The organism is Streptomyces sp. NPDC002463 (genome assembly GCF_042889835.1).
GTDB lineage: Bacteria > Actinomycetota > Actinomycetes > Streptomycetales > Streptomycetaceae > Streptomyces > Streptomyces nymphaeiformis.
Window position 1 is genome coordinate 24,070 of record NZ_JBIARL010000031.1, and the last position, 23,800, is coordinate 47,869.

The following is a 23,800-nucleotide window of genomic DNA, read 5'->3' on the forward strand; positions in this document are numbered from 1 at the left end:
GCCCGGCCCTCGGGGGGAGGGACGGGCTCCGCGCGAATGTGGCACTCTGCGCCGGTTTGTGACTACTTGTTGGCTGCGGCGACCGCTGCCACGGCCTCCTTGACCGCAGTCCCCGCACCGTTCGTGATCGTCTTCTCCGACGGCGTCTCGGCACCCGCGTAACCGGCGCCGTTGTACGACAGCAGAACCAGCACGTTGCCCGTACGCACCAGGACCGACGTGTACTGGAAGTCCTCGTCCGTCTTGCGCAGCTGGTACGTGACGGTCTTCGCCTCGTCCCCGATGCCGTTCGCCGTGACGGTCTTCAGCTTCTTCGCGCCCGGCGTCTCCTGGACCTTCGCCAGCTCCTTCGCCAGGTTCTCCTGGGCGCGCTCCTGACCGCTGCCGAGCACCGCGTCGGAGTCGTAGCGGTAGAAGGACACGTCCAGCCAGCGGTACTGCGAGCCCTTCACGCCCTTGTCGTCGAGCCCGTTCCACGAGCAGCCGCCACGGCTGGCCAGGTCACTGGAGGCCGCCGGCGTGCCGCCCTTCGTCTTCGCCTTCGGCACCAGCGACGCCGTCGTCTTCGCCGAGATCGCCTTGCAGACCTGCGGAAGCTTCGCGAACTTCGCCGGCTTGACCTTCTTCGTCGACTGCGAGGGCGACGGCGTCACGGACGCCGACGCCGACGTCTGGCCCTGACCCTGCTGCCCCTCCCCCTGCGTCTTGCCGGAGTCCCCGGAATCCGAGGAGGAGCACCCCGCGGCGACGAGCATCACCGGGACGGCGGCGCAGGCGAGTATGCGGGAGAGACGCGTTCGCGGAGCTGATCGCTGCATGGTTCCTTCAGTCGCTTGTCGTACGGTCGGCCGGTGACCCGTCGGCCGGAGCCACGGGCGCGGCCATGGCCACGGCCACGGGTACGCCGACACGTTACGTGGTCGCCGTCCGCTCACGGATCGCGGCCGAGCGGCTACTCCTCCAGCCGCTCGGCCAGCTGCCGGGCCAGATTCCGGGCCTTTTCCTGCAGTTCCGCGCTGTCCGGTGCCTCCGCGGAACCCGTGCTCTGCTCCCGGTACGAGATCGTCACGATCACGTTCGATGTGCGGAAGACCACGCTGACGGCACGCTGATGACTGTTCGCACCCGTCGTGCTGAGGACGTCGTCGACGAACGCGATGTCCCCGAGGCCCTCGAGGACGCGCGGCTCCAGACCGGTCGCCGACTCCGTGGCGCTCGGGTCGGCGGGACCGCCCGTCGGCGTCTTGGCCGGCGGAGCCGTGGCCGCGGCGGTGGCGGTGGCCGAGGTGGTCGGGCTGCCCGTGGGGGGCGCCGTCGCCGTCGCCGTCGGGCTCGGCGGCGCCGTGGGCGGTACCGGGATGCCCGCCGCGAGCTGCTTGCGGACGTACACCTCCTGCGCCCGGTCGTCATCGCTGACCGCCGCGTCGTACGACACCACCCGCTCGATGTCGAGGGACAGCCGGTGCGAGGTGTCCGGGGTGTCGGCCTTCCACGTGCAGCCCACGCGCCGGTCCGTGTCGTACGTGACCGCCGCGATGCCCCGGTACGCCTTGTCGCGCTCGGTGTCGGGCAGCGCGGCCGCGCCCGGGAGCAGGTCCTTGAGGGTGGCCTGCGGAACGGCGCCGCAGGGCTCGAACAGGGTGCGGTAGCGGCCGGGGGGTGCGACGGGGGCGGAGGCCTGGCCGGCCTTGGCGTCGACGGCGATGTCGTCGGCGGGGGTCCCGCCGGAGCACGCGGTGAGGCCGGCGCCCAGGCCGAGGCCGAGTGCGAGGGCGACGGCGGTGCGAGCCGCGGACCCGGTGCGGCCGGGTGCGTACCTCTTTCGCTGCACGGTCCCAGGCTCCCTTCACCCGAAGTCTTTCCCGAAAACTGTTTGCCGCGCGAACCCGGCCGATGGACACAATGTCTATCGCACACGCAGCCGTTGATGCCGGTCCGCTGTCACCTGTACGGGCTTTGGCTCCGGTTTTTGCGTTATCAGTCTTTTCGGGGGAATTGGGGAAGTATGTCGTACGTAGAGGTGCCCGGCGCGAAAGTACCGATCAGGATGTGGGCCGACCCCGCCTCGGTCGAGGGTGGCGCCATGCAGCAGCTGCAGAACGTGGCGACGCTTCCGTGGATCAAGGGCCTGGCCGTGATGCCGGACGTGCACTACGGCAAGGGCGCGACCGTCGGCTCGGTGATCGCGATGCAGGGTGCGGTCTGTCCGGCGGCGGTCGGTGTGGACATCGGCTGCGGCATGTCGGCGGTCAGGACGTCCCTGACGGCGAACGACCTGCCGGGCGACCTCTCCCGCCTCCGCTCGAAGATCGAGCAGGCGATCCCGGTGGGCCGGGGCCTCCACCGCGAGGAGGTGGACCCGAAGCGGCTGTACCAGTTCCCCGCGGCGGGGTGGGAGGACTTCTGGGCGCGGTTCGACGGGGTCGCGGACGCGGTGAAGTTCCGTCGGGAGCGGGCGGCCCTGCAGATGGGGACGCTCGGGTCCGGCAACCACTTCGTGGAGTTCTGCATCGACGAGTCCGGTTCGGTGTGGCTCATGCTGCATTCCGGGTCGCGGAACATCGGCAAGGAGCTCGCCGAGTACCACATCGGCCAGGCGCAGAAGCTGCCGCACAACCAGGGCCTCGTCGACCGCGACCTGGCGGTGTTCGTCGCGGACACCCCGCAGATGGCGGATTACCGGCACGACCTCTTCTGGGCTCAGGAGTACGCGAAGTACAACCGCGCGATCATGATGGCGCTCTACCAGGAGGTCGTCCGGAGGGAGTTCCGCAAGGCCAGGGTGACCTTCGACCCGGTGATCTCCTGCCACCACAACTACGTGGCGGAGGAGCAGTACGAGGGCATGGACCTGCTGGTCACGCGGAAGGGCGCGATCCGGGCCGGCTCCGGGGAGTTCGGGATCATCCCGGGCTCGATGGGTACGGGCTCGTACATCGTGAAGGGCCTCGGGAACGCGGCGTCGTTCAACTCCGCCTCGCACGGCGCCGGCCGGAAGATGAGCCGGAGCGCGGCGAAGCGGCGCTTCTCGACGCGGGACCTGGAGGAGCAGACGCGGGGCGTGGAGTGCCGCAAGGACTCCGGCGTCGTCGACGAGATCCCGGGCGCCTACAAGTCGATCGAGAAGGTCATCGACCAGCAGCGGGACCTGGTGGAGGTCGTCGCCAAGCTGAAGCAGGTCATCTGTGTGAAGGGCTGAGGGGTTCCCTTCGGGGACGAGAGGGGCCGGTGCGGCGCACCGGCCCCTCTCGTGCGTCCGCGCGACCGGGCCCTACAGCTCGCGGTGGACCTTGGTGTTGGAGGCCTGGGCTCGGGGGCGGACCACCAGGAGGTCGATGTTGACGTGCGGGGGGCGGGTGCAGGCCCAGGTGATGGTGTCGGCGACGTCGTCGGCGGTGAGGGGTTCGGCGACGCCCGCGTAGACCTTGGCCGCCTTGTCGGTGTCGCCGCGGAAGCGGGTCGTGGCGAACTCGTCGGTCTTGACCATGCCGGGGGCGATCTCGATGACGCGCACGGGGGTGCCGACGATCTCCAGGCGGAGGGTCTCGGCGAGGACGCGGGCGCCGTTCTTCGCGGCGACGTAGCCCGCGCCGCCCTCGTAGGTGGAGTGGCCGGCGGTGGAGGAGAGGACGACCACCGTGCCGTCGCCGCTCGCGGTGAGGGCGGGGAGCAGGGCCTGGGTCATGTGGAGGGTGCCGAGGACGTTGACCTCGTACATCCGGCGCCAGTCCTCGGGGTCTCCGGTGGCGACCGGGTCGGCGCCGAGGGCGCCGCCGGCGTTGTTGACGAGGACGGCGAGGGTGCGGAAGGCGGTGGCGAACTCGTCGACGGCGGCGCGGTCGGTGACGTCGAGGGCGTAGGCCGTGGCCTGGTGGCCGGCTTCGTTGATCTCGGCGGCGAGGTCCTCGATGCGGTCCTTGCGGCGGGCGGTGAGGACCACGCGGTAGCCGGCGGCGGCCAGCTGTCGGGCGGTGGCGGCGCCGATTCCGCTGCTCGCTCCGGTGATGACGGCGATGGGGGTGCCGGCGGCAGTCATGACGTGCTCCTCGCGCGTGTGGTCGATTGCGGGTGGATCGCCCGGTCAGGATAGGCGGGCGTGTTCAGCGGCCTCGTGGGGCGTACATGATCACGGCCATGCCGGCGAGGCAGATGAGGGCGCCGGTGACGTCCCAGCGGTCGGGGCGGTAGCCGTCGGCGGCCATGCCCCAGGCGAGGGAGCCGGCGACGAACACTCCGCCGTAGGCGGCGAGGACGCGGCCGAACTCGGCGTCGGGCTGGAGGGTGGCGACGAAGCCGTAGACACCGAGGGCGATGACTCCCGCGCCGATCCAGATCCAGCCGCGGTGCTCCCGCACGCCCTGCCAGACGAGCCAGGCGCCGCCGATCTCGAAGAGGGCGGCGAGGACGAACAGGGCGATGGAGCGGGCGATCAGCATGAGGGCAGGGTGTCATGACGGGGACACGCGGGCTGATGAGTTGTCAGACTATGTGATCAGGCATCGGTATTTTGTGGTTATGCGTGGATTGCGGAAGGGTTGGGCCGGGGTCGTTCTCGCGGCCGTGACGGTGGTGGGTGCGGGCGGGAGTGCCGGTGCCGTGGGGCCGGCGGTCGGGGCCGAGGCGGATCTGTCCCATCACGGGCACGTCTCCCTCTGGGAGGGGAGGGTCGGTGTCTGGCTCGTCAGCGAGAACCACGGGCCTTCCGACATCTCCCAGGCGACGGTCCGGATCGCCTTCTCCGAGCCGATGGCGGGGGGCGAGGAGCTGCCGCCGGCCTGTCTGTGGAGCAGCGACCGGGTGGTGTCCTGCCGGACGGGCGCGCTCGGGGCCGCGGGTGGTACCGGCGAGCTGGCGCTCGACCTGCGGACCGCGGCCCTTCCGGACGAGATGACGGTCGAGGTCACGACGGCCTGGAGGGACGGGGTGGCCGACCGGAATCGGTTGAACGACCGCCATCGTGTTCTCGTGCTCGCCACCGGGGATCCTTACGTCTTCTGAGTCCGGTTCTGAGTCCCGGCCTCCCTTCAGTTGCTCGCCCAGTGGACGTAGCCGTCGGGGCGGATCAGTACGGCGGCCTTCTTCGCCGGGTCCGTCCAGGTGGCCCGTACGAGGTGCTTCGGGGTGACGGGGGCGGTCGCCGGCAGGGCCGGGGTCGCTCCCTCCGGGGCGATCAGGACGAACTCGCCCTGGCGGAGCAGCTCGTAGAGCCGGCCTTCGCGCAGGTGGGCGTCGGGTGCGCGGCGGCCCGAGGGGCGGGCGCTGCCGGGCGTGGGGGCGTAGGAGACACCGATGCCGCTGATCATGCCCACGGCGCGGGCCGAGGCGGGCCGGATCGCGCCCAGGAGCCGGACGGCGAGGGAGCGGGCGGCGCGGGTGAGCGGGGTGTGGGCCATCGCGAGGCGGACGATCGCGCCGCTGCTGCGGAGCACCATGGTGCCGACGGGGTGGCGCTCGGACTGGTAGCTGTCGAGGAGGGCCTCGGGGTCGGGTGCCTCGCCGCGGAGTACGGCGGTGAGCTTCCAGGAGAGGTTGGCGGCGTCCTGGAGGCCGGTGTTCATGCCCTGGCCGCCGGCGGGGGAGTGGACGTGGGCGGCGTCTCCGGCGAGGAAGGCGCGGCCGACGCGGTAGGCGGGGGCCTGGCGCTCGTCGCTGTGGAAGCGGGAGATCCAGCGGGCGTCGTGCATGCCGTGGTCCGTGCCGAGGGCCTTGCGGGCGATCTCGCGGACCTCTTCGAGGTCGACGGGCTCGCTGTCGTCGACCTGGCGGGCGCGGGTCCAGCCCATGACCCGGTACCAGCCGTCGCCGAAGGGGGCGATGAAGGCGAAGGTGTCTCCGGCGCCGGCGACGCTGAAGGAGTCGGTGGGCGCGTCGGTCAGGCGCACGTCGGCGAGGACGATGGAGCGGATCACGGACCGGCCGGGGAAGGGCAGGCCGAGGGCGGTGCGGACCGAGCTGCGGTGGCCGTCCGTGCCGACCAGGTAGCGGGCGCGGAGCGTGAGCGGGGTGCCGTCGGGGTCGGTGAGTTCGGCGGTGACGCTGCCGGCGTCCTGGCGCAGTCCGCGCAGCTCCGTCCCGTACCGGAAGGTGACGCCCGCGTCGACCGCGCGGCGCTCCAGGAGGCGCTCGACCTCGTACTGCGGGGTGACGAGCAGGTGGTTGAAGCGGGTGGGCAGCCGGGTCATGTCCATGTCCAGGCGGCCGAAGAGCCGTGCGCTGGTCAGGGTGGTGCCGGTGGCGAGGAGTTCGTCCGCGAGGCCGCGGGCGTCGAGCTGCTCGAGGGTGCGGGCGTGGACGCCGAAGGCGCGGGTCATGTTGCCCAGGCCGTGCGGTCGGCGCTCGACGAGGGTGACGTCGATGCCGGCGGCGGCGAGGTCGCCGGCGAGCAGGAGGCCGGTGGGGCCCGCGCCGATGACGAGTACGTCCGTGTCCGTGGTGCTGTTGGTGCTCATGGCTGCCTCCAGGGTGCCCACGATCGTTTGCCAACGAATGTTGGTCAACAGCTGTTGGTCAACGCTTGTTGGCAACGGTAGGGCGGCTCGAATGGCGTGTCAACACCCGTTGGCCTACAGTTGTTGGTATGACGACCGTCCGCCGTTCCGACGCCACCCGGGCCGCCATCCTGGAGGCCGCCCGCGAGCGCTTCGCCTCCGACGGATACGAGCGCGCCACCATTCGGGCCATCGCCCGTGACGCCGGGATCGACCCGTCGATGGTGATGCGCTACTACGGCAGCAAGCAGGGGCTTTTCGCCGCCGCGTCCGCCATCGAGATCGGCATGCCCGAGCTGGGCGCCCTGCCCGCGCAGCACGTCGGCGTCGCCCTCGTCACCCACTTCCTGGAGCGCTGGGAGAGCGACGAGGCCCTCACCGCGATGCTGCGGGTGGGGGTCACCAACGAGGTCGGGGCCGCGCGCGTGCACGAGATCTTCGCCGCGCAGCTCGGCCCGGTCACCCGGGGCGTCTGCCCCGACCCGGCGGACGCGCCCCGCCGTGCGGCGCTCGTCGCGTCCCAGATCCTCGGCATGGCGCTCGTCCGTTACGTGCTGCGGCTGCCGCCGGCCGTCGAGATGTCCGCCGAGGAGGTCGTGGCCTGGCTGGCGCCCACCGTGCAGCGCTATCTCACCGCCGAGGCGCCCTGAGCCGCCGGGACCGTACCTGATGCCGGGGTGGCTCCTGCCGGAGTGACGCCACGGTGCCTGGTTCGTACAATCTCTGCATGACGCAGAAGAGTTCCGTCCGGCGCGAAGCGCTCATGACCGAGCTGTACGGGGAGGCCCGGCGCTACATGGCCGCCTACGCCCTGTTCAACCAGGCCGTCGCCGACCACCTGGGGCTCCACCCGACCGACGTGCAGTGCCTGAACCTCCTCAGCCTGGAGGAAGGGCCCGCGACCACCGGACGGGTCGCCGAGCTGACCGGGCTCACCACCGGCTCCGCGACCCGCCTCGTCGACCGCCTCGAACGCGCCGGCTACGTGACCCGCGAGCGCGACACCGAGGACCGGCGCCGGGTCCTGGTGGCCCTCGTCCCCGAGCGGATGGCGGAGCTCGGCGAGCTCTGGCGCAAGCTCAACAGCACCTGGGGCACGATGTTCGACGTCTACAGCGACGCCGAGGTCGCGCTGCTCATCGCCCACATGCGGCGCACCGTCGAGGTCAGTGCCGCGCAGGTCGAGCGGCTGCGCGGGGGCGACCTCGACTGACGCGTGCCCCGTTCGGGGCGGGTCTCTTCAGTGCGCCGCCGCCCCGCCGAACTCTCGCACCGCGTCCGAGACGATCGCCTCCAGGCGGGCGTGGTGCGCTCCGCGCCAGTAGACCCGGCCGCACTCCCCGCACTCGGCGAACACGTCGTACGTCTTCTCCGTGCCCTGCTCCAGGCGCTCCCGCACCGTGTCCTTGTCGGCGTCGGTCAGCTCCCCGTTGCACGCCGTGCAGCGCGTCCACGGCGCGAGCCGCGGCGCGAACCTCTCCAGTACGTCGCGGAGCTGGTCGTCCGGGCGGTCGCTGTAGATGTAGGCCCCCGCCCACAGTTCCCGGCGGCGCAGCAGGCCGCGGTCCCGCGACAGCATCACGCGCCGCTCGCTCGCGGAGAGCGCGGCGAGGGCGGGGTCGCCGATGTCCTCGCTCTCGTACGCCGCGTCCACGCCCAGCAGGCGCAGCCGGCGGGCCAGTGTGCCGAGGTGCACGTCCAGGAGGAAGCGGAGCGGTGCGCCGGGCGGTGCCTGCTGGGGGCGGACCACGTCCTCCACCTCGACGGTCTCGCCCGCGCCGGGCACGTGCGAGGCGTCCACCGGGTGCCCGTCGACCAGCAGTCGTCCTGCCTCCGTGAGCGGCACGCCCAGCGACTCCACCACGTGGCCGAGCGACGAGGTGCCGTCGGTGGTCAGGGGGGTGCGGCCGGTGCGGCGTTCCGCCGGGACGAAGAGGTGGAGGGCGGGGGCGAAGCTGATCTGGATCTGGGGTCCGTTCACGGGGTCAGGATGGCATTGCGGGCTGGTGGGGGGCCAGGCAATTCGGTTCCGGGCGCGGGCCCGCAACGGCGGTGCCTTACGCGCGGAAGGCCTCCGCGTGGTCCTGGGTCCAGGTCGTGAACGTGCGGGGCGGGTGGCCCGTCAGGGTCTCGATCGTTCTGGTCAGGGGGGCCGGGTGGCCGTCGTGGGAGGACCAGTAGGCGAGCAGGGCGTTCGCGAACGGGGCCGGGAGGAAGGGGGACACCGACTCCTTCCACTCCTCCGGGGTGACCGTTCTGTACGGCGCCGGGCGGCCCGTCGTCTTCGCCAGGATCGCCAGCTGCTCCGTGAAGTCCAGCGACTCGGGGCCCGTCAGGTGGTACGCGGAGCCTCGCAGCCGGGGCTCGGTGAGCACCGCGAAGGCGGCCTCGGCGACGTCGCGCTCGTGGATCGGGTCGACGTGCGCGTGCGGGTACGGCAGTGCCGGTCCGTGGCCGTCCTTGAGTGCCCATGCCCACTGCAGGGCGTTCGTGGCGAAGGCGCCGGGGCGGAGGTGGGTGGTCTCGAAGGCGCCCGAATCGGCGGCGGTCGACAGGGCCTGCTCGGCCGCCAGGTGGGACGAGGCGATCGGGTTCTCGGCTGCGTCCGGGGCGAGGACCGAGCTGGAGGAGAGCAGGACGACGTGCTCGACGCCGGCGGCGCGGGCCCGGTCCGCGAACGTGTCGGCGTGCGCCGCCTCCGCGTACAGGAAGACGGAGTCCACGCCGTCCAGCGCGGTGTCGAAGGTGGCCGGATCGGTGAGGTCGCACCGCACGGTGTCGACGTTCGGAGGTGGGGAGAGGTCCGCCGGTTTCTTCGATCCGGCCCTGGCCTCGATGCCCGCCGCGTCGAGCAGGGCGAGCAGGGTGGCGGCGACCCGGCCGCGACTTCCGGTGACGAGGACGGTCATGTGGGGCTCCTTGGGACGTCATGGCTGCGTTGCGCATTCTCTGCGCCGTGCAGATAAATGTCCGTGGTTCCGTCTTTTCCGTCAACCCTGAAAAACCTGGGGTACCGTCCCCGACATGAAGATCATCGACCTCGCCCCGGGCGACCCCCGGCTGGAGAGCGACCTCCTGCCCGTGCTCTCCGAGCTCCGCCCCCACCTCACCCCGGAGCTCTTCCGCGAGATCTACGAGGGCGGGCACCCTCAAGGGCTGCGGTTCAGCGCCGCCTACACGGACGGCGGCCGCTGCGTCGGTACGGCCGGCTGGCGGATCGTCATCAACACCAGCTCCCTGCGCAAGCTCTACGTCGACGACCTCGTCACCGCCGCCGCCGATCGCTCCACCGGCGTCGGCCACGCGCTCATCGCCCACCTGGAGGACCACGCCCGCGCGGCCGGCTGCCACGAGCTCAACCTGGACTCCGGCACCCACCGCACCGGCGCCCACCGCTTCTACCTGCGCGAGCGCTTCGACATCGTCGCCTTCCACTTCACCCGGCCGCTGACCGCGCCGGACGCCGGCTAGCCCAGGTCGAACCGCCAGTCGTTGCAGCGCATCGGGCGTCCCGGCGGGTACTCGAAGTCCCGCTCGCCGAGCAGCTCGAACCCGGCCTTGCGGCACACCGCGTTCGACGCGGCGTTGTCCGCGGAGGGGAACGCGTGCAGGTGGCGGTGCCGCCCCGCAGCCCGCGCCTCGGCCACCACCGCGCGTGTGGCGGACGTGGCGAGGCCCCGGCCCTGGAAGCCCGGCAGCACCGCCCACCCCGTCTCGTACACCGGCTCGCCGTCCCAGGTCTGCGCCCAGAAACCGATGCTGCCCACCACGGCCCCCTCCGGCAGCACGATCCGGAACATGCGCCCCGCGCCCGTGTCGTCGGCGCTCAGGTCCACGTACCGCCGGTGCCGCCGGACCAGCTGCTCCTCGGTCTCCGGCCCGCCGAGGTGGTGCATCGACTCCGGCGCGTTCAGGGCGCGCAGCAGACCGGCGTCCTCCTCGGACCAGGGCTCCAGGCGTACGGATGAGGTGTCGTCGTCCATGTCCGTACGCTAGGTCAGGGCACTGACACCGCGCGGGCATACGCCGTGGGCGGTACCCCGATCGTCGCCGTGAAGTCCCGTACGAGATGGGCCTGGTCGCTGTAGCCCAGCTCCGCGGCGAGGCCCGCCCAATCGGGGACCCCCGCCGCCTCCGCGCGCTCCAGGGCCTCGTGGAACCGGTAGCGCAGGATCACCCACTTCGGGCCGACCCCGACGTGGCCGGCGAACAGGCGCTGGAGCGAGCGCGCCGACAGTCCGCTCGCGGCGGCCAGCCGGGCCACCTTGCGGACCGTCCGGTCCGAGCGGATCAGGTCCACCAGCTCCATGGCCTGCTCGGCGGCCGGGTCCGGCGCCGGACCGTGGGCCAGGAGGAACGCGTCGAGCGCCGCCACGCGCGCGTGGTCGTCCTCGGGAGACAGGACGGCGGCCAGAGGGCTCGCGCTCCCGCCCGGGAACACGTCTCCCAGCGGCACCCGCCGGCCCGTCCACTCCGAGACGGGCCACGCGGGCGCGAAGGGCCTGAAGCCGCCCGGTCGGAACTGCACCCCGCAGACCCGGCCCGTCTCCGTCAGCTTCTGCGTGAACAGGCCCAGCCCCACCCCCGACACCTCGGCCCAGGCCCTCGCGTCCTCCGCGGGGGCGCCCAGCCGTCCGTACCTCTGGAAGACGGCGTTCACCGACGGGTGCGGGACGAGATGGCTCGCGTACGGCTCCGGCAGCTCCCAGTCCATCAGCCAGTAGTGCTCCAGGTACGGCCGCAGCTCCGGCGCCGGGACGTGGCGGCGGAAGCGGACCCGGGAGAGCAGCTCGGCGGGGTCGACGATGCCCCGGGTGTCCCGTCGGGGGCGGGGGGCGGAGGCGGACATGGTCCGCATGCTAGATGCGGAGCGCGGCCCGGTCAGCGCAGTGGGCCCGCCGGGCCCAGGGTGAGCCGGGAGACGACCTGGCCGAAGGCGTGCTCCTCCTCGGGTGTCAGGGGCACCGATTCCTGCGGGTGCCAGACCCGCTCCAGCGGGGTGACCGCCGGCTCGCGGCGGGCGCGCGCCCTGGCGCGCAGGTTCAGCGTCAGCCACGCCACCGTCGAGACGGCGAGCAGGCCGAAGAGCGTGATCACGCGGGGGTCCGAGAACGGGCCGGGCAACGACATGGCTCACTCCAGGTTCCTACTACTTCCTCCCGACCCGTTCAGTTAACACCCCTTGGGACGGTTTCGGCAGAGGTGGCCTGGGAGGCAGGCCCTCTTGTGCGGTCCGGGGAAGCGCTCCAAGGTGACGGACGAGGGAGATTCAGGCCGGGGAGGGAGCAGCCGCATGTCCGGAACAGAGGGATGGGGATTCACGGACGACAGGGGTACGGAGCTGGGGGCCGCCCGCGTGCCGCTGCGCGTCGTCGCGTACGTGCGGGCCGGTGCGGCGCTGCTCGACCTGGGCGTGGCGCCGGTCGCCGTGTACGGCTCCGGGCACGACGGCGCGGCGCTCGATCCGGCCAAGGCGGGCGGTCTCGGGGCGGCCGGAGTGTCGTACCTCGGGCCCGGCCGGACCCTGGACGAGGGGGTGCTGCGCGAGCTGCGCCCGGACGTGATCGTCGACGTGACCTATGACGGCAAGAGTCCGTACGCGCTCGACGAGGCGGTCGCCGAACGTCTCGGGGTCCCGCTCGCCGCGCTCTCCGTCGGCAACGAGCCCACCCTGCCGGCGATCCTCGACCGCTTCTCCACGCTGGCCACGAGCCTCGGCGCCGAACCCCTCGAAGACGCCTCCGCCTCCGACGCGGAGCACCTCGCCTCCGCCGAAGCCGCCCTCCGAGACCTCGCCGCCCGGTCCCCTCTCGACGTGCTCGCGCTCTCCGGCGCCGGGCCCGAGCAGGTGCATCTCGCCCGGCCGCAGGCCTGGCCCGAGCTGGCGCATCTCGCAGGGCTCGGCGTGCGGCTGCTCGACCCCGGCCCGGGGCCCGGCGCCAACTGGCTCACCGGCGACTGGGGCCGGGTCGCCGCGCTCCGGCCCGGGCTGGTCCTCTTCGACGAGCGGGCCAACGCGACCCCGCCGTACGAGCTCCCTTCCGGGGTCCGCCTCACCCCCTGGAACCCCGAGACCCCGCCCAGCCCCGCCGCGTACGCCCGCTTCTTCCGCGTCCTCGCGGAAGCGCTGGCGGCGTAGGCCCTAGACCAGGCTGGTGCGGAGGGAGTCGGCGAACTCCTCCGCGCGGGCCAGCTGGGCCCGCAGTTCGGCGACGCGTTCCGCCGCTGCCGTCTCGTAGCGGCGGACGCGGGCCACCAGCGCCGCCCGCTCGTCCGGTTCGAGTGCGCCGCCGGACAGCCGGTCGACGGCCGTGAGGAGTTCGCGGGTCTCGTCGAGGGTGAAACCGAGCGGCTTCATCCGGCGGACCACCATCAGCCGGGACACGTCCGCGTCCGTGTAGAGGGGGAAGCCACCCGGCGAGACCGCGGAGGGGACGACCAGGCCGCTGTCCTCGTACTGCCGGATGGTCCGCAGCGACAGTTCGGTCCGTGCGGCGACCTCGGCGATCTGCAGGGGCCGGCCGGTCATGCGTACTGCGCTCACGCGTCTCGTCCTTCCTCGTACGGGGATCCCCAGGGCGTGCGGGCTCCCCTCAGGGCGCGGCATCCGCGCATTACATACCATTCGTCCTAACTTCAGCACTTATGAGAGCTGGAAGTGCGGCGAAACGCCTGCTCGTAGGTCGTCCGTTGGACACCGGGCGGCTCGGGGAGACCCTGTTGCCCAAGCGGATCGCCCTCCCCGTCTTCTGCAGCGACCCGCTCTCCTCCGTCGCCTACGCCACCGAGGAGATCCTGCTCGTCCTCGGCCTCGGCGGTCTCGCCGTACTCCATCTGGCCTGGTACGCGGCGGCCGGCATCGTCGTGCTGCTCGTGGTCGTCGTCGCCTCCTACCGGCAGACCTGCTACGCCTACCCGGGCGGCGGCGGGGCCTATGTCGTCTCCGCCGAGAACCTCGGCCGCAGGGCGGCGCTCACCGCCGCGTCCGCGCTGCTCATCGACTACGTGATGACCGTCGCCGTCTCCGTCGTCTCCGGGGTCGCCGCCATCACCTCCGCGGTCCCCTCGCTCGACGGGCACGCCGTGTCCTTGTCGGTGTCCTTCGTCGTGGTCCTCGCGTGGATGAACCTGCGCGGGGTACGCGAGTCGGGGCGCTGGTTCGCCGTCCCCACGTACGCCTTCATCGCCGTCGTCTACCTGATGTTCGCCGTGGCCGCGGTGCGGATGGCGACGGGCACGACGATCCGCGCCGAGTCCGCCGATCTGCCCGTGGAAGAGGTCTCCGCCTACTCGGGCATCGCGCTCGTGCTGCTCGCCCTGCGCGCCTTCGCCTCCGGCTGCACCGCGCTGACCGGTGTCGAGGCCATCAGCAACGGCGTCCCGGCCTTCGCGAAGCCGAAGAGCCGCAACGCGGCCATGACGCTCGCGATCATGGGCGCGCTCTCCGCGACCATGTTCTTCGGGATCACCGTGCTCGCCATGGTCTACGAGGTCCACGTCGCGGAGGACCCCACGGAGCTCGGGCTCGCCCCCGGCACCCCGATGTCCACCGCGCTCGCCCAGATCGGCCGGGCCACCTTCGGCGACTGGCACGTCCTCTTCTACGCGCTCCAGGCCGTCACCGCGGGCGTCCTGGTCCTGGCGGCCAACACCGCCTTCAACGGCTTCCCGATGCTCGCCTCGGTCCTCGGCCGTGACCGCTACGCGCCCCGGCAGCTCGTCCACCGCGGCGACCGGCTCGTCTACTCCAACGGCATCGTCCTCCTCGCGCTCGCCGCCATCGCCCTCATCGTGGCCTTCGACGCGCAGCTGACCCGCCTCATCCAGCTGTACATCATCGGCGTCTTCGTCTCCTTCACCCTTTCCCAGGCCGGCATGGTCAAGCACTGGAGGCGAGAACTCGCCGGCCCTTCCGGCACCGGGGCCGCCGACCGCCGCACCATCCACCGCCGGCTCGCGATCAACGCCTTCGGCGCCTGCCTGACGGCGGTCGTCCTCGTCATCGTCCTGATCACCAAGTTCACCCACGGTGCCTGGCTGGTCGTCATCGCGATGCCGCTGCTCTACGCCGGGATGAAGGCCGTCCGGCGGCACTACGACACCGTCGCCGCCGAGGTCGCCGTCGCACCGGGGGACCGGCCCCACACCCTCGCCGAGAACCACATCCTCGTCCTCGTGGCCTCCGTCAACGCCCCGAGCCTCCGCGCGCTGTCGTACGCCAGGACCCTGCGCCCCGACTCGCTCACCGCCGTCACCGTCGCCGAGGACCCGGCGGAGGCGGAGGTGCTCCGCGCGACCTGGGAGGCGCACGGCATCGACGTACCGCTGAGGGTGCTCAGCTCCCCGTACCGCTCGATCGTCCAGCCCGTCCTGCGGCACGTCCGGGACGCGCCCGAGCGGACGGGGGAGTCGGTGGTCTCGGTGGTCATCCCCGAGTACGTGGTCGGGCACTGGTGGGAGCGGTCGCTGCACAACCAGATCGCGCTGCGTCTCAAGGCCCATCTGCTGTTCATGCAGAACGTCGTGGTCATCGACGTGCCCTACCGGCTCGCCTCGGCCCGTGAGCTGGCCGCCGAGCGCGCCGGAACCCCCTCGCCGTAGGAGGTCAGGGCCAGACGAGACAGTACGGCTGGTGTCCCGCCTCGTGGAGGCGGACCGAGAAGTCCTGCCACTCGTGGAGGAGCTGGTAGACGTCGAAGGCGTCGCGCGGGCCGCCGCGGTCCGGGACCGTCGACCAGATGAAGGCGGCGGCACCGACCGACTCCTCGCCGATCCCGCGCAGCGGGTCGACGACGGTCATCGGCAGCTTCACGACCGCGTAGTCGGGGTGCAGCACGACCAGCTCGAGCGGCGGCACCTTGTGCAGGGGCATGCCCTGGATACCGGTGAGGACCATGGCCGCTATCGTCTCGGGCTTGATCTTGGTGAACATGCCGCCCATGCCGAGCTCGTCCCCGCCGAGCTCCTCGGGGCGCATCGAGATCGGGACCTGGGCCGCCGTGGCGCTGTTGGGCGCGCCGAAGTACTTGTACGTCACCCCCAAGCTCCGGCCCCCGGTCGTCGGGGCCGATTCCGCAGGGGGCTCCGGGTTCGGCCGGTGCTCCGAAGCGGTCGGCTCCTCGGTGCGCCTGCGCCGGTGCCTCCCCCGCCGGGCAGACTCCGGACCCAGGTCGTCCGTCCCCTCGCCCGGTCCGCCACCGCGATGCATATCTCCACCCGACTGCTTTTTCTCGGCAACACGACCCCGCCGCGCAACCCGATCATCGTGTCAGTGACCTCCCCCGCGTTCGTACGGTGAAACACCTGTCCGCAAGAACGCCGTGGCCTCTGACACCATGGATTCCGTGAGTCATCCCTATGACGCCCCAGTTTCGCAGACGCGGACGGGGAGCGCCTCGGCGTAACAGACAGGATGCTCACCGCCGTCCCTCCGTTCCCGATGTCGTGCCCGAAGTCGTTCTCGCAGGTCAGGATCACAGTGCCGTATTCATACGAAGCCCCAGTCTCACAGACGCTTTTCGACCGCGCTTCCCTCGTGACGCCCGGCGGCGTGAACTCACCGGTGCGTGCCTTCCGGGCCGTGGGCGGAACGCCCCGGTTCATGGTGTCCGGTACCGGTCCGTACCTCACCGACGCGGACGGTCGTGAGTACGTCGACCTCGTCTGCTCGTGGGGGCCGATGATTCTCGGCCACGCGCACCCCGAGGTGACCGCCGCCGTGCAGGCCGCGGTGGCCCGCGGCACCTCCTTCGGGACGCCCGGCGAGGGCGAGGTCGCGCTCGGCGAGGAGATCGTCGCGCGGATCGAGCCGGTCGAGCAGGTGCGTCTCGTCTCCTCCGGTACGGAGGCCACGATGTCCGCGATCCGGCTCGCCCGCGGGTTCACCGGGCGCGCCAAGGTCGTCAAGTTCGCGGGCTGCTACCACGGCCACGTGGACGCGCTGCTCGCCGCGGCCGGTTCCGGTCTGGCGACCTTCGGCCTCCCGGACACGCCCGGTGTGACCGGTGCGCAGGCCGGTGACACGATCGTGCTGCCGTACAACGACCTGGACGCGGTGCGGGCGGCGTTCGCCGCGCACCCGGGCGAGATCGCCTGCGTGATCACCGAGGCCTCGCCCGGCAACATGGGCGTGGTTCCGCCGCTGCCGGGCTTCAACCAGGGCCTCGCGGACCTGTGCCGGGAGAACGGCGCGCTGTACATCTCCGACGAGGTGATGACCGGTTTCCGTACGAGCCGGGCCGGCTGGTACGGCGTCGACGGCGTGAAGCCCGACCTGATGACCTTCGGCAAGGTCATGGGCGGCGGCTTCCCGGCCGCGGCGTTCGGCGGCCGCGCCGACGTCATGGGGCACCTCGCCCCGGCCGGCCCGGTCTACCAGGCGGGCACCCTGTCGGGTAACCCGGTCGCGACCGCCGCGGGCCTCGCGCAGCTGCGGCTGCTCGACGAGGCCGCGTACGAGAAGGTCGACGCCGTCTCGGCGGAGATCCAGGGCCTGGTCACGGGCGCGCTGGCCAAGGAGGGCGTGGCGCACCGGCTGCAGACCGCGTCCAACATGTTCTCGGTGTTCTTCACCGCGGACGAGGTGCGGAACTACGACGACGCCAAGAAGCAGGAGGCGTTCCGCTTCAACGCCTTCTTCCACTCGATGCTGGCCGACGGCGTGTACCTGCCGCCGTCCGCGTTCGAGTCCTGGTTCGTGTCGACCGCGCACGACGAGCGGGCGATCGAGCGCATCGCCGCCGCGCTCCCGGCAGCGGCCCGCGCCGCCGCGGAGGCCACGGCATGAGCGAGCGGACCACGCGGGACCAGGACATCACCGTCGTCCACCTGATGCGGCACGGCGAGGTCCACAACCCCGACGGCGTGCTGTACGGGCGCCGCGCCGGCTACCACCTGTCCGAGCTGGGCCGTCAGATGGCGGACCGGGTCGCCGAGCACCTGGCCGAGCGGGACGTCACGTACGTCGTGGCCTCCCCGCTGGAGCGGGCGCAGGAGACGGCGACGCCGATCGCGAAGACGCACGGTCTGGATCTGGCCAGTGACGAGCGGCTCATCGAGGCGGCGAACGTCTTCGAGGGCAAGACCTTCGGCGTCGGCGACGGCGCGCTGAAGAAGCCGGGCAACTGGAAGCACCTCACCAACCCGTTCAAGCCGTCCTGGGGCGAGCCGTACGTCGAGCAGGTCGTGCGCATGATGGGCGCGCTCGACGCGGCGAAGGACGCGGCGCGGGGGCACGAGGCGGTCTGCGTCAGCCACCAGCTGCCGATCTGGATCGTGCGGAGCTTCGTGGAGAAGCGGCGGCTCTGGCACGACCCGCGGCGCCGCCAGTGCACGCTGGCCTCGCTGACCTCGTTCACGTACCGCGGCGACAAGATCGTCTCGGTCGGGTACAGCGAGCCGGCCCGGGACCTGGTCCCGGCGCACCTCCTCGCGGGTGCGAAGCCGGTCAAGGGGAAGTCGAAGGCCTTCGGGGCGTAGCCACACACGCCGAGGGGCCCGGCCCCGCGCGCCGGAGGGTAATCCCCGTCAGGGTTCCCTCGTCCCCTCTGGACAGGGGGGTGCCCGAGCGCCACAGTTCAGGGCGGTTGGATGATGTTCATGTCATCCGACCGCCCTAAAATTTTTGTGCGATTTTCCGGAACCTCCGTGTTCCTCCCGGCATCTCACTCATTGTCGGTTTGGATGACGTTTAGGTCATACGTCAGCGCGAATGGGGATGTCATGCGCGGGATCAGCGGGATCAGTCGAAGGGGGCTTCTCGGGGCGGGCGTTGGGGCCGCTGCGGCGGTGGGTCTCGCCGCATGCAGTACCAACAATCAGGACAAGCCAGGACGTTCCGGACCGGCTAAGGGGGGCGACGTCTCGGCGGACCCGGGAACGCCCACCCCGACCAAGGACGACGCCCGCCCGATCGGCGACGGTTCCACCGCCGACACCGGCAAGCAGCCGCACCAGCCCGACGCCCCCGTCCCGCTCGAACCCGGCCAGACCCCTCCCCAGTTCGTGATCTTCTCCTGGGACGGCGCCGGCGAGGTCGGCAACGGCCTCTTCCCGCGCTTCCTCGAACTCGCCAAGAACAACGACGTGGCGATGACCTTCTTCCTCTCCGGGATCTACCTCCTCCCCGAGTCGAAGAAGAACCTCTACCGCCCGCCGAACAACCGCGTCGGCGCCTCCGACATCGGCTACCTGACCGACGAGCACATCAAGGAGACCCTGAAGCACGTCCGGCAGGCCTGGCTCGACGGCCACGAGATCGGCACCCACTTCAACGGGCACTTCTGCGGCGGCTCCGGCTCCGTCGGCAACTGGACCCCGGCCCAGTGGCAGAGCGAGATCGACCAGGCCGTGAAGTTCGTCACCGAGTGGAAGACCAACAGCGGCTGGACCGACCTCGACCCGCTGCCCTTCGACTACTCCAAGGAGCTCGTCGGCGGCCGCACCCCCTGCCTCCTCGGCCAGGAGAACCTGCTGCCCACCGCCAAGCGCCTGGGCTGGCGCTACGACGCCAGCTCGCCCGGCGGCCGCCAGACGTGGCCGACCAAGCGCCAGGGCATCTGGGACCTGCCGCTGCAGGCCGTGCCCTTCCCCGGGCACTCCTTCGAAGTCCTCTCCATGGACTACAACATGCTCGCCAACCAGTCGAAGAACACGACCAAGGGCATGCCCTCGCGCTATCCCGGCTGGCGCAAGCAGGCCGCCGACGCGTACCTTTCCGGCTTCACGCGCGCGTACGAGTCGAATCGCGCGCCCTTCTTCATCGGCAACCACTTCGAGCAGTGGAACGGCGGCATCTACATGGACGCCGTCGAAGAGGCGCTCAAGGGAATGGCCGGAAAGAAGGACGTGCGGCTCGTCTCCTTCAAGCAGTTCGTGGACTGGCTCGACGTCCAGGACCCGAAGATCCTGGAGAAACTGCGCACTCTGGAGGTGGGGCAGAAGCCCGACGGCGGGTGGAACGCATTCCTCCGGCCCGACGCTCCGACCGTGAACCCGACCGTCACCTCCACCCCGACCGCCTAGTTCTTCCGACCCACCGCTTAGGCGATCTTGACAAGGGGCTTTACGGGCACGTAGGGGGGTGCCCAAGATCCCCCAAACGCCCATGCGAAACTTTTCACATGAGCCTTAGCCGTGCCCCCCGACGCACCCGGCGCACCCTGACCGCCGTCGGGATGCTGTCCGCCGCCGCTCTTGTGCTCTCGGCCTGCGGTGGCGAGAACAACGGCAAGTCCGGCGGCGGTGGCAACACCAACTTCGTGACCAACACCGGTGGCATCTCCACCGTCGCCAAGGGCGAGCGCACGGCCCCCGACGAGATCGCCGGCGAGACCCTCGAAGGCAAGCGGCTCGACGTCGCCGACCTCAAGGGCAACGTCGTCGTCCTCAACGTCTGGGGCTCCTGGTGCGCCCCGTGCCGCGCCGAGGCCAAGCACTTCGCGAAGGTCTCCAAGGACTTCGAGGGCAAGGGCGTCGAGTTCGTCGGACTCAACACCCGCGACCCCAACCAGCAGCCCGCGCTCGCCTTCGAGGAGGACTACGGGATCCCCTACCCGAGCCTCTACGACCCGCAGGGCAAGCTGATCCTCTTCGGCTTCCCCAAGGGCACGCTCAACCCGCAGGCCATCCCCTCCACCGTCGTCCTCGACAAGGAGGGCAAGATCGCCGCCCGCTCCCTCATGGCGCTCGACGAGAAGAAGCTCCGGTCGATGATCGAGCCCCTCCTCAGGGAGAAGTGAGCCCGTGAACGAGACGGTCACCAGCGGAGCCCTGCTGCTCGCCCTGCCCATCGCGGTCCTCGGCGGCCTGGTCTCCTTCTTCTCCCCCTGCGTCCTGCCGCTCGTCCCCGGCTACCTGAGCTACGTGACCGGCGTCACCGGCACCGATCTCGCCGAGAGCCGCCGGGGCCGGATGACCGCGGGTGCCGTCCTGTTCGTCCTCGGCTTCACCGCCGTGTTCGTCTCCGGCGGCGCGCTCTTCGGCTACTTCGGGGCGACGCTCCAGGAGTACCGCGAGACGCTCACCACCATCCTCGGCGTGCTCATGATCCTCATGGGCGTGTTCTTCATGGGCCTGATGCCCTGGTTCACCCAGCGGGAGTTCCGCTTCCACAGGAAGCCCGTCGCCGGACTGATCGGCGCCCCGCTTCTCGGCGCGCTCTTCGGCATCGGCTGGACCCCGTGCATCGGCCCGACGCTCGCCTCGGTCAACGCCCTCGCCCTGGAGCAGGCCAGCGCCGGCCGCGGGGCGGTACTCGCCTTCGCGTACTGCCTCGGCCTCGGCGTCCCGTTCGTGCTCGCCGCCATCGCCTTCCGCAAGGCGCTCGGCGCGTTCGGATGGGTGAAGAAGCACTATGTGTGGGTCATGCGGATCGGCGGCGGCATGATGGTCGTCACCGGTGTCCTGCTCCTGACGGGCGCGTGGGACAGCATGGTGGCCACGATGCAGGGCTGGTCCAGCGGTTTCACGGTGGGGATCTGAGTTCCATGAGCAAGACCGATACGAGCGAGACCGGGCGTGCCGCCGAGGAGGCGGCCGGAGCCCAGCTCTCGACCGCTCCTCAGGAGGAGACCGACACCGCCATCGGCGGCCCCACCCTCGGGGTCATCGGCTGGATCCGCTGGTTCTGGCGGCAGCTGACCTCCATGCGGGTCGCGCTGATCCTCCTCTTCATGCTCTCCCTGGGCGCCGTCCCCGGCTCCCTCATCCCGCAGAACAGCGCGGACGAGCTGAAGGTGCAGACCTTCAAGGCCGCCCACGAGACCCTCACCCCGCTGTACGAGAAGCTCCAGTTCTTCGACGTCTACAGCTCCGTGTGGTTCTCCGCGATCTACATCCTGCTGTTCGTCTCCCTCATCGGCTGCATCGTGCCGCGCAGCTGGCAGTTCGTCGGCCAGCTCCGCAGCCGCCCGCCGGGCGCCCCCCGGCGCCTCGACCGGCTCCCCGCGTACACCACCTGGCGCACCGAGGCCGAGCCCGAGCAGGTCCGCGAGGCCGCGCTCACCGTCCTCAAGGGCCGCCGCTTCCGCGCCCACACCGTCGGGAACGCGGTCGCAGCGGAGAAGGGCTATCTGCGCGAGGCCGGGAACCTGGTCTTCCACATCGCCCTGATCGTCATCCTCGTGGCCTTCGCCGTCGGCCAGCTCTTCAAGTCCGAGGGCGGCAAGCTGATCGTCGAGGGCGACGGCTTCTCCAACACGCTCACCCAGTACGACGACTTCAAGTCCGGCTCCTTGTTCGGCACCGACGACCTGGAGCCGTTCAGCTTCAAGCTGGACTCGTTCACCGGCACGTACGAGAAGAACGGCCCCCAGCGCGGCACCCCGCGCACCTTCGAGGCGGCCGTCACCTGGTCGCAGGGCGGCCCGGACAAGAAGACGGTCATCCGGGTCAACCAGCCGCTGGAGGTCGGGGGCTCCAAGGTCTACCTGATCGCCCACGGGTACGCGCCCGTCGTCACCGTCAAGGACGGCCGCGGCAAGACCGTCTTCCACGGCGCGGTGCCGCTGCTGCCCATCGACAACAACATCACGTCCACCGGCGCCATCAAGGTCATGGACGGCTACCGCGACAAGAACGGCAAGAAGGAGCAGCTGGGCTTCCAGGCCTTCTTCGTGCCGACCTTCGCGGGAGCCGGCAAGGGCACGATGTTCTCGCAGTTCCCCGCGCTCGACTTCCCCGTCATGGCGCTCACCGGCTTCCACGGCGACCTGCGCGTGAACTCCGGCCTGCCGCAGAACGTGTACCAGCTCGACAAGTCCAAGATGACCCAGTTCAAGGACGGGTCCGGCAACAAGCTCGCGCAGCGCATGCTGCCCGGCGAGACCATGACGCTGCCCGACGGCGCCGGCTCGATCACCTTCGAGAAGGACGTCAAGGAATGGGCGAGCTTCCAGATCTCGCAGCAGCCCGGAAACGGCCTCGCCCTCACGGGCGCGATCGCCGCGATCGCCGGTCTGAGCGGTTCGCTCTTCATCCAGCGGCGCCGCGTCTGGGTGCGTGCCGTGCGCGGTGAGGACGGCGTGACCGTCGTCGAGATGGCCGGCCTCGGCCGCAGCGAGTCCGCCAGGCTGCCGGAGGAGCTGGGCGACCTCGCGGTCGCGCTCACGGCGGACGCGCCTCCCGCGGCGGACGCCGCACCGGAACCGGAACCCGCGGAAGAACCCGCAGAAGACCCTGCCCCTTCTGGAGAGGCCGACAAGTGAACCTCGCCGCCACCGCGACCAACGAGAGCCTGGCGCAGCTGAGCGACCTGCTCATCTACTCCTCGATGGCCGTCTACACCCTGGCCTTCTTCGCCCACATCGCCGAGTGGGTGTTCGGCAGCCGCAGCAAGGTCGGTCGCACCGCCGCCGCCCTCACGCAGCAGGCCTCGACCGCCCCCGCCGCCGCCGTGACCGTGAAGGTCAAGCAGGCCGGAGGCACGGCCGTCCTCGACAAGCCGAAGGTCGTCACCCGTTCCGCGGCCGGCACCCGTGACGTGCCGGACGGTCCCGGCGCGGCCGGCGGCACGGTCAAGGGCGACCTGTACGGCCGCATCGCCGTCTCGCTGACCGTGCTCGCCTTCGCCATCGAGGCGGCGGGCGTGGTCAGCCGGGCGCTCTCCGTGCAGCGCGCCCCCTGGGGCAACATGTACGAGTTCTCCACCACCTTCTCCACGGTGGCGGTCGGCGCGTACCTCGGCTTCCTCGTCGCCAAGAAGAACATCCGCTGGATCGGTCTGCCGCTGGTCACCACGGTCCTGCTCGACCTGGGCATGGCCACCACCTGGCTGAAGACCCCCAGCGACCAGCTGGTCCCCGCGCTCGACTCGTACTGGCTGTGGATCCACGTCTCCACCGCGATCTTCTGCGGCGCCGTCTTCTACATCGGCGCGGTCGGGACCCTGCTGTACCTCTTCCGCGACTCGTACGAGAACAAGCTCGCGACCGGCGGCAACCCCGGCTCCTTCGCCCGCTCCGTCCTGGAGCGGCTGCCCTCCGCGGCCTCGCTCGACAAGTTCTCCTACCGGGTCAACGCGGCCGTCTTCCCGCTCTGGACCTTCACGATCATCGCCGGCGCGATCTGGGCCGGCGACGCGTGGGGCCGCTACTGGGGCTGGGACGCCAAGGAGGTCTGGTCCTTCATCACGTGGGTCGGTTACGCGGCGTACCTGCACGCGCGCGCGACGGCCGGCTGGAAGGGGCGGAAGGCCGCGTACATCGCACTCATCGCCTTCGCCTGCTTCCTCTTCAACTACTACGGCGTCAACATCTTCGTGAGCAGCAAGCACTCCTACGCCGGCGTCTGAGCTGGCACGGGGACTGCCCCGG

26 protein-coding genes are annotated in these 23,800 nt (G+C 71.1%); 14 read left to right on the top strand and 12 right to left on the bottom strand.

The annotated features are described in order from the left end of the window. Window positions 1–62: 62 nt before the first annotated feature. The gene (locus ACFYX3_RS38320) at window positions 63–818 is read right to left on the bottom strand and encodes a DUF3558 domain-containing protein (protein ID WP_389024122.1); all 756 of its coding nucleotides are present in this window, start codon (window positions 816–818) and stop codon (window positions 63–65) included. A gap of 134 nt (window positions 819–952) precedes the next feature. Beyond that, window positions 953–1,831 carry a DUF3558 domain-containing protein gene (locus ACFYX3_RS38325; protein WP_389024125.1) on the bottom strand — a complete coding sequence of 293 codons (879 nt, stop codon included), beginning with the start codon at window positions 1,829–1,831 and terminating at the stop codon, window positions 953–955. A 174-nt stretch (window positions 1,832–2,005) separates the two neighbouring features. Between ACFYX3_RS38325 and ACFYX3_RS38330 the strand changes: the two genes are divergently transcribed. Continuing rightward, window positions 2,006–3,199: an RtcB family protein gene (locus ACFYX3_RS38330; RefSeq protein WP_376582516.1), complete on the top strand. Its 1,194-nt coding sequence runs from the start codon at window positions 2,006–2,008 to the stop codon at window positions 3,197–3,199. A 72-nt stretch (window positions 3,200–3,271) separates the two neighbouring features. Here ACFYX3_RS38330 and ACFYX3_RS38335 read toward each other — a convergent pair whose 3' ends face one another. Both ACFYX3_RS38335 and ACFYX3_RS38340 read right to left on the bottom strand, forming a co-directional pair. Then, window positions 3,272–4,036 carry an SDR family NAD(P)-dependent oxidoreductase gene (locus ACFYX3_RS38335; RefSeq protein ID WP_382660080.1) on the bottom strand — a complete coding sequence of 255 codons (765 nt, stop codon included), beginning with the start codon at window positions 4,034–4,036 and terminating at the stop codon, window positions 3,272–3,274. Window positions 4,037–4,100: 64 nt separating this feature from the next. Further along, window positions 4,101–4,436 carry a YnfA family protein gene (locus tag ACFYX3_RS38340; RefSeq protein WP_116160384.1) on the bottom strand — a complete coding sequence of 112 codons (336 nt, stop codon included), beginning with the start codon at window positions 4,434–4,436 and terminating at the stop codon, window positions 4,101–4,103. Between the two features lie 79 nt (window positions 4,437–4,515). Between ACFYX3_RS38340 and ACFYX3_RS38345 the strand changes: the two genes are divergently transcribed. Continuing rightward, window positions 4,516–4,998 carry a hypothetical protein gene (locus ACFYX3_RS38345; protein ID WP_389024130.1) on the top strand — a complete coding sequence of 161 codons (483 nt, stop codon included), beginning with the start codon at window positions 4,516–4,518 and terminating at the stop codon, window positions 4,996–4,998. 26 nt (window positions 4,999–5,024) lie between these two features. On the opposite strand, the gene ACFYX3_RS38350 is transcribed toward ACFYX3_RS38345, so the two are convergent. Next, window positions 5,025–6,449 carry an FAD-dependent oxidoreductase gene (locus ACFYX3_RS38350; protein WP_389024133.1) on the bottom strand — a complete coding sequence of 475 codons (1,425 nt, stop codon included), beginning with the start codon at window positions 6,447–6,449 and terminating at the stop codon, window positions 5,025–5,027. A gap of 128 nt (window positions 6,450–6,577) precedes the next feature. Between ACFYX3_RS38350 and ACFYX3_RS38355 the strand changes: the two genes are divergently transcribed. Then, window positions 6,578–7,138: a TetR family transcriptional regulator gene (locus ACFYX3_RS38355; RefSeq protein ID WP_382660073.1), complete on the top strand. Its 561-nt coding sequence runs from the start codon at window positions 6,578–6,580 to the stop codon at window positions 7,136–7,138. 77 nt (window positions 7,139–7,215) lie between these two features. Then, window positions 7,216–7,701, top strand: coding sequence for a MarR family winged helix-turn-helix transcriptional regulator (locus tag ACFYX3_RS38360; protein WP_382660071.1), 486 nt, complete (start codon window positions 7,216–7,218; stop codon window positions 7,699–7,701). A gap of 27 nt (window positions 7,702–7,728) precedes the next feature. On the opposite strand, the gene ACFYX3_RS38365 is transcribed toward ACFYX3_RS38360, so the two are convergent. Then, window positions 7,729–8,469, bottom strand: coding sequence for a Mut7-C RNAse domain-containing protein (locus ACFYX3_RS38365; RefSeq protein ID WP_376582506.1), 741 nt, complete (start codon window positions 8,467–8,469; stop codon window positions 7,729–7,731). 76 nt (window positions 8,470–8,545) lie between these two features. Continuing rightward, the gene (locus tag ACFYX3_RS38370; RefSeq protein WP_382660069.1) at window positions 8,546–9,397 is read right to left on the bottom strand and encodes an NAD(P)H-binding protein; all 852 of its coding nucleotides are present in this window, start codon (window positions 9,395–9,397) and stop codon (window positions 8,546–8,548) included. Between the two features lie 115 nt (window positions 9,398–9,512). On the opposite strand from ACFYX3_RS38370, the gene ACFYX3_RS38375 reads away from it, so the two are divergent. Further along, window positions 9,513–9,959, top strand: a complete 447-nt coding sequence (locus tag ACFYX3_RS38375) for a GNAT family N-acetyltransferase (protein WP_389024138.1) — start codon at window positions 9,513–9,515, stop codon at window positions 9,957–9,959. Here ACFYX3_RS38375 and ACFYX3_RS38380 read toward each other — a convergent pair. The 3 genes from ACFYX3_RS38380 to ACFYX3_RS38390 are packed head-to-tail and all read right to left on the bottom strand — an operon-like array spanning window position 9,956 to window position 11,618. Further along, entirely contained in the window at window positions 9,956–10,471 is a 516-nt protein-coding gene (locus ACFYX3_RS38380) for a GNAT family N-acetyltransferase (RefSeq protein ID WP_389024141.1), read from the bottom strand. The genes ACFYX3_RS38375 and ACFYX3_RS38380 overlap by 4 nt on opposite strands. A gap of 14 nt (window positions 10,472–10,485) precedes the next feature. Further along, a complete protein-coding gene (locus tag ACFYX3_RS38385) occupies window positions 10,486–11,337 on the bottom strand; it encodes a DUF6597 domain-containing transcriptional factor (RefSeq protein ID WP_389024144.1) in 852 nt (283 codons plus the stop codon). 32 nt (window positions 11,338–11,369) lie between these two features. Beyond that, entirely contained in the window at window positions 11,370–11,618 is a 249-nt protein-coding gene (locus ACFYX3_RS38390) for a hypothetical protein (RefSeq protein WP_389024147.1), read from the bottom strand. Between the two features lie 163 nt (window positions 11,619–11,781). Between ACFYX3_RS38390 and ACFYX3_RS38395 the strand changes: the two genes are divergently transcribed. Then, entirely contained in the window at window positions 11,782–12,627 is an 846-nt protein-coding gene (locus tag ACFYX3_RS38395; RefSeq protein WP_389024150.1) for an ABC transporter substrate-binding protein, read from the top strand. A 3-nt stretch (window positions 12,628–12,630) separates the two neighbouring features. Here ACFYX3_RS38395 and ACFYX3_RS38400 read toward each other — a convergent pair whose 3' ends face one another. Then, a complete protein-coding gene (locus ACFYX3_RS38400; RefSeq protein WP_389024251.1) occupies window positions 12,631–13,017 on the bottom strand; it encodes a MerR family transcriptional regulator in 387 nt (128 codons plus the stop codon). Window positions 13,018–13,133: 116 nt separating this feature from the next. Here ACFYX3_RS38400 and ACFYX3_RS38405 point away from each other — a divergent pair, with 116 nt between their 5' ends. Beyond that, entirely contained in the window at window positions 13,134–15,089 is a 1,956-nt protein-coding gene (locus ACFYX3_RS38405; protein WP_389024153.1) for an APC family permease, read from the top strand. A 4-nt stretch (window positions 15,090–15,093) separates the two neighbouring features. Here the strand turns inward: ACFYX3_RS38405 and ACFYX3_RS38410 are convergent, their stop codons facing one another. Then, the gene (locus ACFYX3_RS38410; protein ID WP_376582490.1) at window positions 15,094–15,696 is read right to left on the bottom strand and encodes a hypothetical protein; all 603 of its coding nucleotides are present in this window, start codon (window positions 15,694–15,696) and stop codon (window positions 15,094–15,096) included. Between the two features lie 231 nt (window positions 15,697–15,927). On the opposite strand from ACFYX3_RS38410, the gene hemL reads away from it, so the two are divergent. From hemL to ccsB, 7 genes are all read left to right on the top strand, one after another. Then, window positions 15,928–17,274, top strand: a complete 1,347-nt coding sequence (hemL, locus tag ACFYX3_RS38415; protein WP_116165469.1) for a glutamate-1-semialdehyde 2,1-aminomutase — start codon at window positions 15,928–15,930, stop codon at window positions 17,272–17,274. Then, window positions 17,271–17,966 carry a histidine phosphatase family protein gene (locus tag ACFYX3_RS38420; protein ID WP_376582488.1) on the top strand — a complete coding sequence of 232 codons (696 nt, stop codon included), beginning with the start codon at window positions 17,271–17,273 and terminating at the stop codon, window positions 17,964–17,966. The genes hemL and ACFYX3_RS38420 overlap by 4 nt, the downstream gene beginning before the upstream one ends. 243 nt (window positions 17,967–18,209) lie before the next feature. After that, complete coding sequence (locus ACFYX3_RS38425) at window positions 18,210–19,511, top strand: hypothetical protein (protein WP_389024156.1); 1,302 nt, start codon at window positions 18,210–18,212, stop codon at window positions 19,509–19,511. A gap of 98 nt (window positions 19,512–19,609) precedes the next feature. Then, on the top strand, window positions 19,610–20,227 hold the full coding sequence (locus tag ACFYX3_RS38430) for a TlpA family protein disulfide reductase (protein ID WP_389024159.1): 618 nt from the start codon (window positions 19,610–19,612) through the stop codon (window positions 20,225–20,227). 4 nt (window positions 20,228–20,231) lie between these two features. Next, entirely contained in the window at window positions 20,232–20,969 is a 738-nt protein-coding gene (locus tag ACFYX3_RS38435) for a cytochrome c biogenesis CcdA family protein (RefSeq protein ID WP_389024162.1), read from the top strand. 5 nt (window positions 20,970–20,974) lie between these two features. Next, on the top strand, window positions 20,975–22,693 hold the full coding sequence (locus ACFYX3_RS38440) for a cytochrome c biogenesis protein ResB (RefSeq protein WP_389024165.1): 1,719 nt from the start codon (window positions 20,975–20,977) through the stop codon (window positions 22,691–22,693). After that, complete coding sequence (ccsB, locus tag ACFYX3_RS38445) at window positions 22,690–23,778, top strand: c-type cytochrome biogenesis protein CcsB (RefSeq protein ID WP_389024168.1); 1,089 nt, start codon at window positions 22,690–22,692, stop codon at window positions 23,776–23,778. Before ACFYX3_RS38440 ends, ccsB begins: the two co-directional genes overlap by 4 nt. Window positions 23,779–23,800: the final 22 nt, after the last annotated feature.

Excerpts from the sequence above, each read along its gene's own strand:
- ACFYX3_RS38320 (WP_389024122.1), bottom strand. The coding sequence starts at position 818 with ATGCAGCGATCAGCTCCGCGAACGCGTCTCTCCCGCATACTCGCCTGC.
- ACFYX3_RS38330 (WP_376582516.1), top strand. The coding sequence starts at position 2,006 with ATGTCGTACGTAGAGGTGCCCGGCGCGAAAGTACCGATCAGGATGTGG.
- ACFYX3_RS38335 (WP_382660080.1), bottom strand. The coding sequence starts at position 4,036 with ATGACTGCCGCCGGCACCCCCATCGCCGTCATCACCGGAGCGAGCAGC.
- ACFYX3_RS38340 (WP_116160384.1), bottom strand. The coding sequence starts at position 4,436 with ATGCTGATCGCCCGCTCCATCGCCCTGTTCGTCCTCGCCGCCCTCTTC.
- ACFYX3_RS38345 (WP_389024130.1), top strand. The coding sequence starts at position 4,516 with ATGCGTGGATTGCGGAAGGGTTGGGCCGGGGTCGTTCTCGCGGCCGTG.
- ACFYX3_RS38350 (WP_389024133.1), bottom strand. The coding sequence starts at position 6,449 with ATGAGCACCAACAGCACCACGGACACGGACGTACTCGTCATCGGCGCG.
- ACFYX3_RS38355 (WP_382660073.1), top strand. The coding sequence starts at position 6,578 with ATGACGACCGTCCGCCGTTCCGACGCCACCCGGGCCGCCATCCTGGAG.
- ACFYX3_RS38360 (WP_382660071.1), top strand. The coding sequence starts at position 7,216 with ATGACGCAGAAGAGTTCCGTCCGGCGCGAAGCGCTCATGACCGAGCTG.
- ACFYX3_RS38370 (WP_382660069.1), bottom strand. The coding sequence starts at position 9,397 with ATGACCGTCCTCGTCACCGGAAGTCGCGGCCGGGTCGCCGCCACCCTG.
- ACFYX3_RS38375 (WP_389024138.1), top strand. The coding sequence starts at position 9,513 with ATGAAGATCATCGACCTCGCCCCGGGCGACCCCCGGCTGGAGAGCGAC.
- ACFYX3_RS38380 (WP_389024141.1), bottom strand. The coding sequence starts at position 10,471 with ATGGACGACGACACCTCATCCGTACGCCTGGAGCCCTGGTCCGAGGAG.
- ACFYX3_RS38385 (WP_389024144.1), bottom strand. The coding sequence starts at position 11,337 with ATGTCCGCCTCCGCCCCCCGCCCCCGACGGGACACCCGGGGCATCGTC.
- ACFYX3_RS38390 (WP_389024147.1), bottom strand. The coding sequence starts at position 11,618 with ATGTCGTTGCCCGGCCCGTTCTCGGACCCCCGCGTGATCACGCTCTTC.
- ACFYX3_RS38395 (WP_389024150.1), top strand. The coding sequence starts at position 11,782 with ATGTCCGGAACAGAGGGATGGGGATTCACGGACGACAGGGGTACGGAG.
- ACFYX3_RS38400 (WP_389024251.1), bottom strand. The coding sequence starts at position 13,017 with ATGACCGGCCGGCCCCTGCAGATCGCCGAGGTCGCCGCACGGACCGAA.
- ACFYX3_RS38405 (WP_389024153.1), top strand. The coding sequence starts at position 13,134 with ATGAGAGCTGGAAGTGCGGCGAAACGCCTGCTCGTAGGTCGTCCGTTG.
- ACFYX3_RS38410 (WP_376582490.1), bottom strand. The coding sequence starts at position 15,696 with ATGCATCGCGGTGGCGGACCGGGCGAGGGGACGGACGACCTGGGTCCG.
- hemL (WP_116165469.1), top strand. The coding sequence starts at position 15,928 with ATGTCGTGCCCGAAGTCGTTCTCGCAGGTCAGGATCACAGTGCCGTAT.
- ACFYX3_RS38420 (WP_376582488.1), top strand. The coding sequence starts at position 17,271 with ATGAGCGAGCGGACCACGCGGGACCAGGACATCACCGTCGTCCACCTG.
- ACFYX3_RS38425 (WP_389024156.1), top strand. The coding sequence starts at position 18,210 with ATGCGCGGGATCAGCGGGATCAGTCGAAGGGGGCTTCTCGGGGCGGGC.
- ACFYX3_RS38430 (WP_389024159.1), top strand. The coding sequence starts at position 19,610 with ATGAGCCTTAGCCGTGCCCCCCGACGCACCCGGCGCACCCTGACCGCC.
- ACFYX3_RS38440 (WP_389024165.1), top strand. The coding sequence starts at position 20,975 with ATGAGCAAGACCGATACGAGCGAGACCGGGCGTGCCGCCGAGGAGGCG.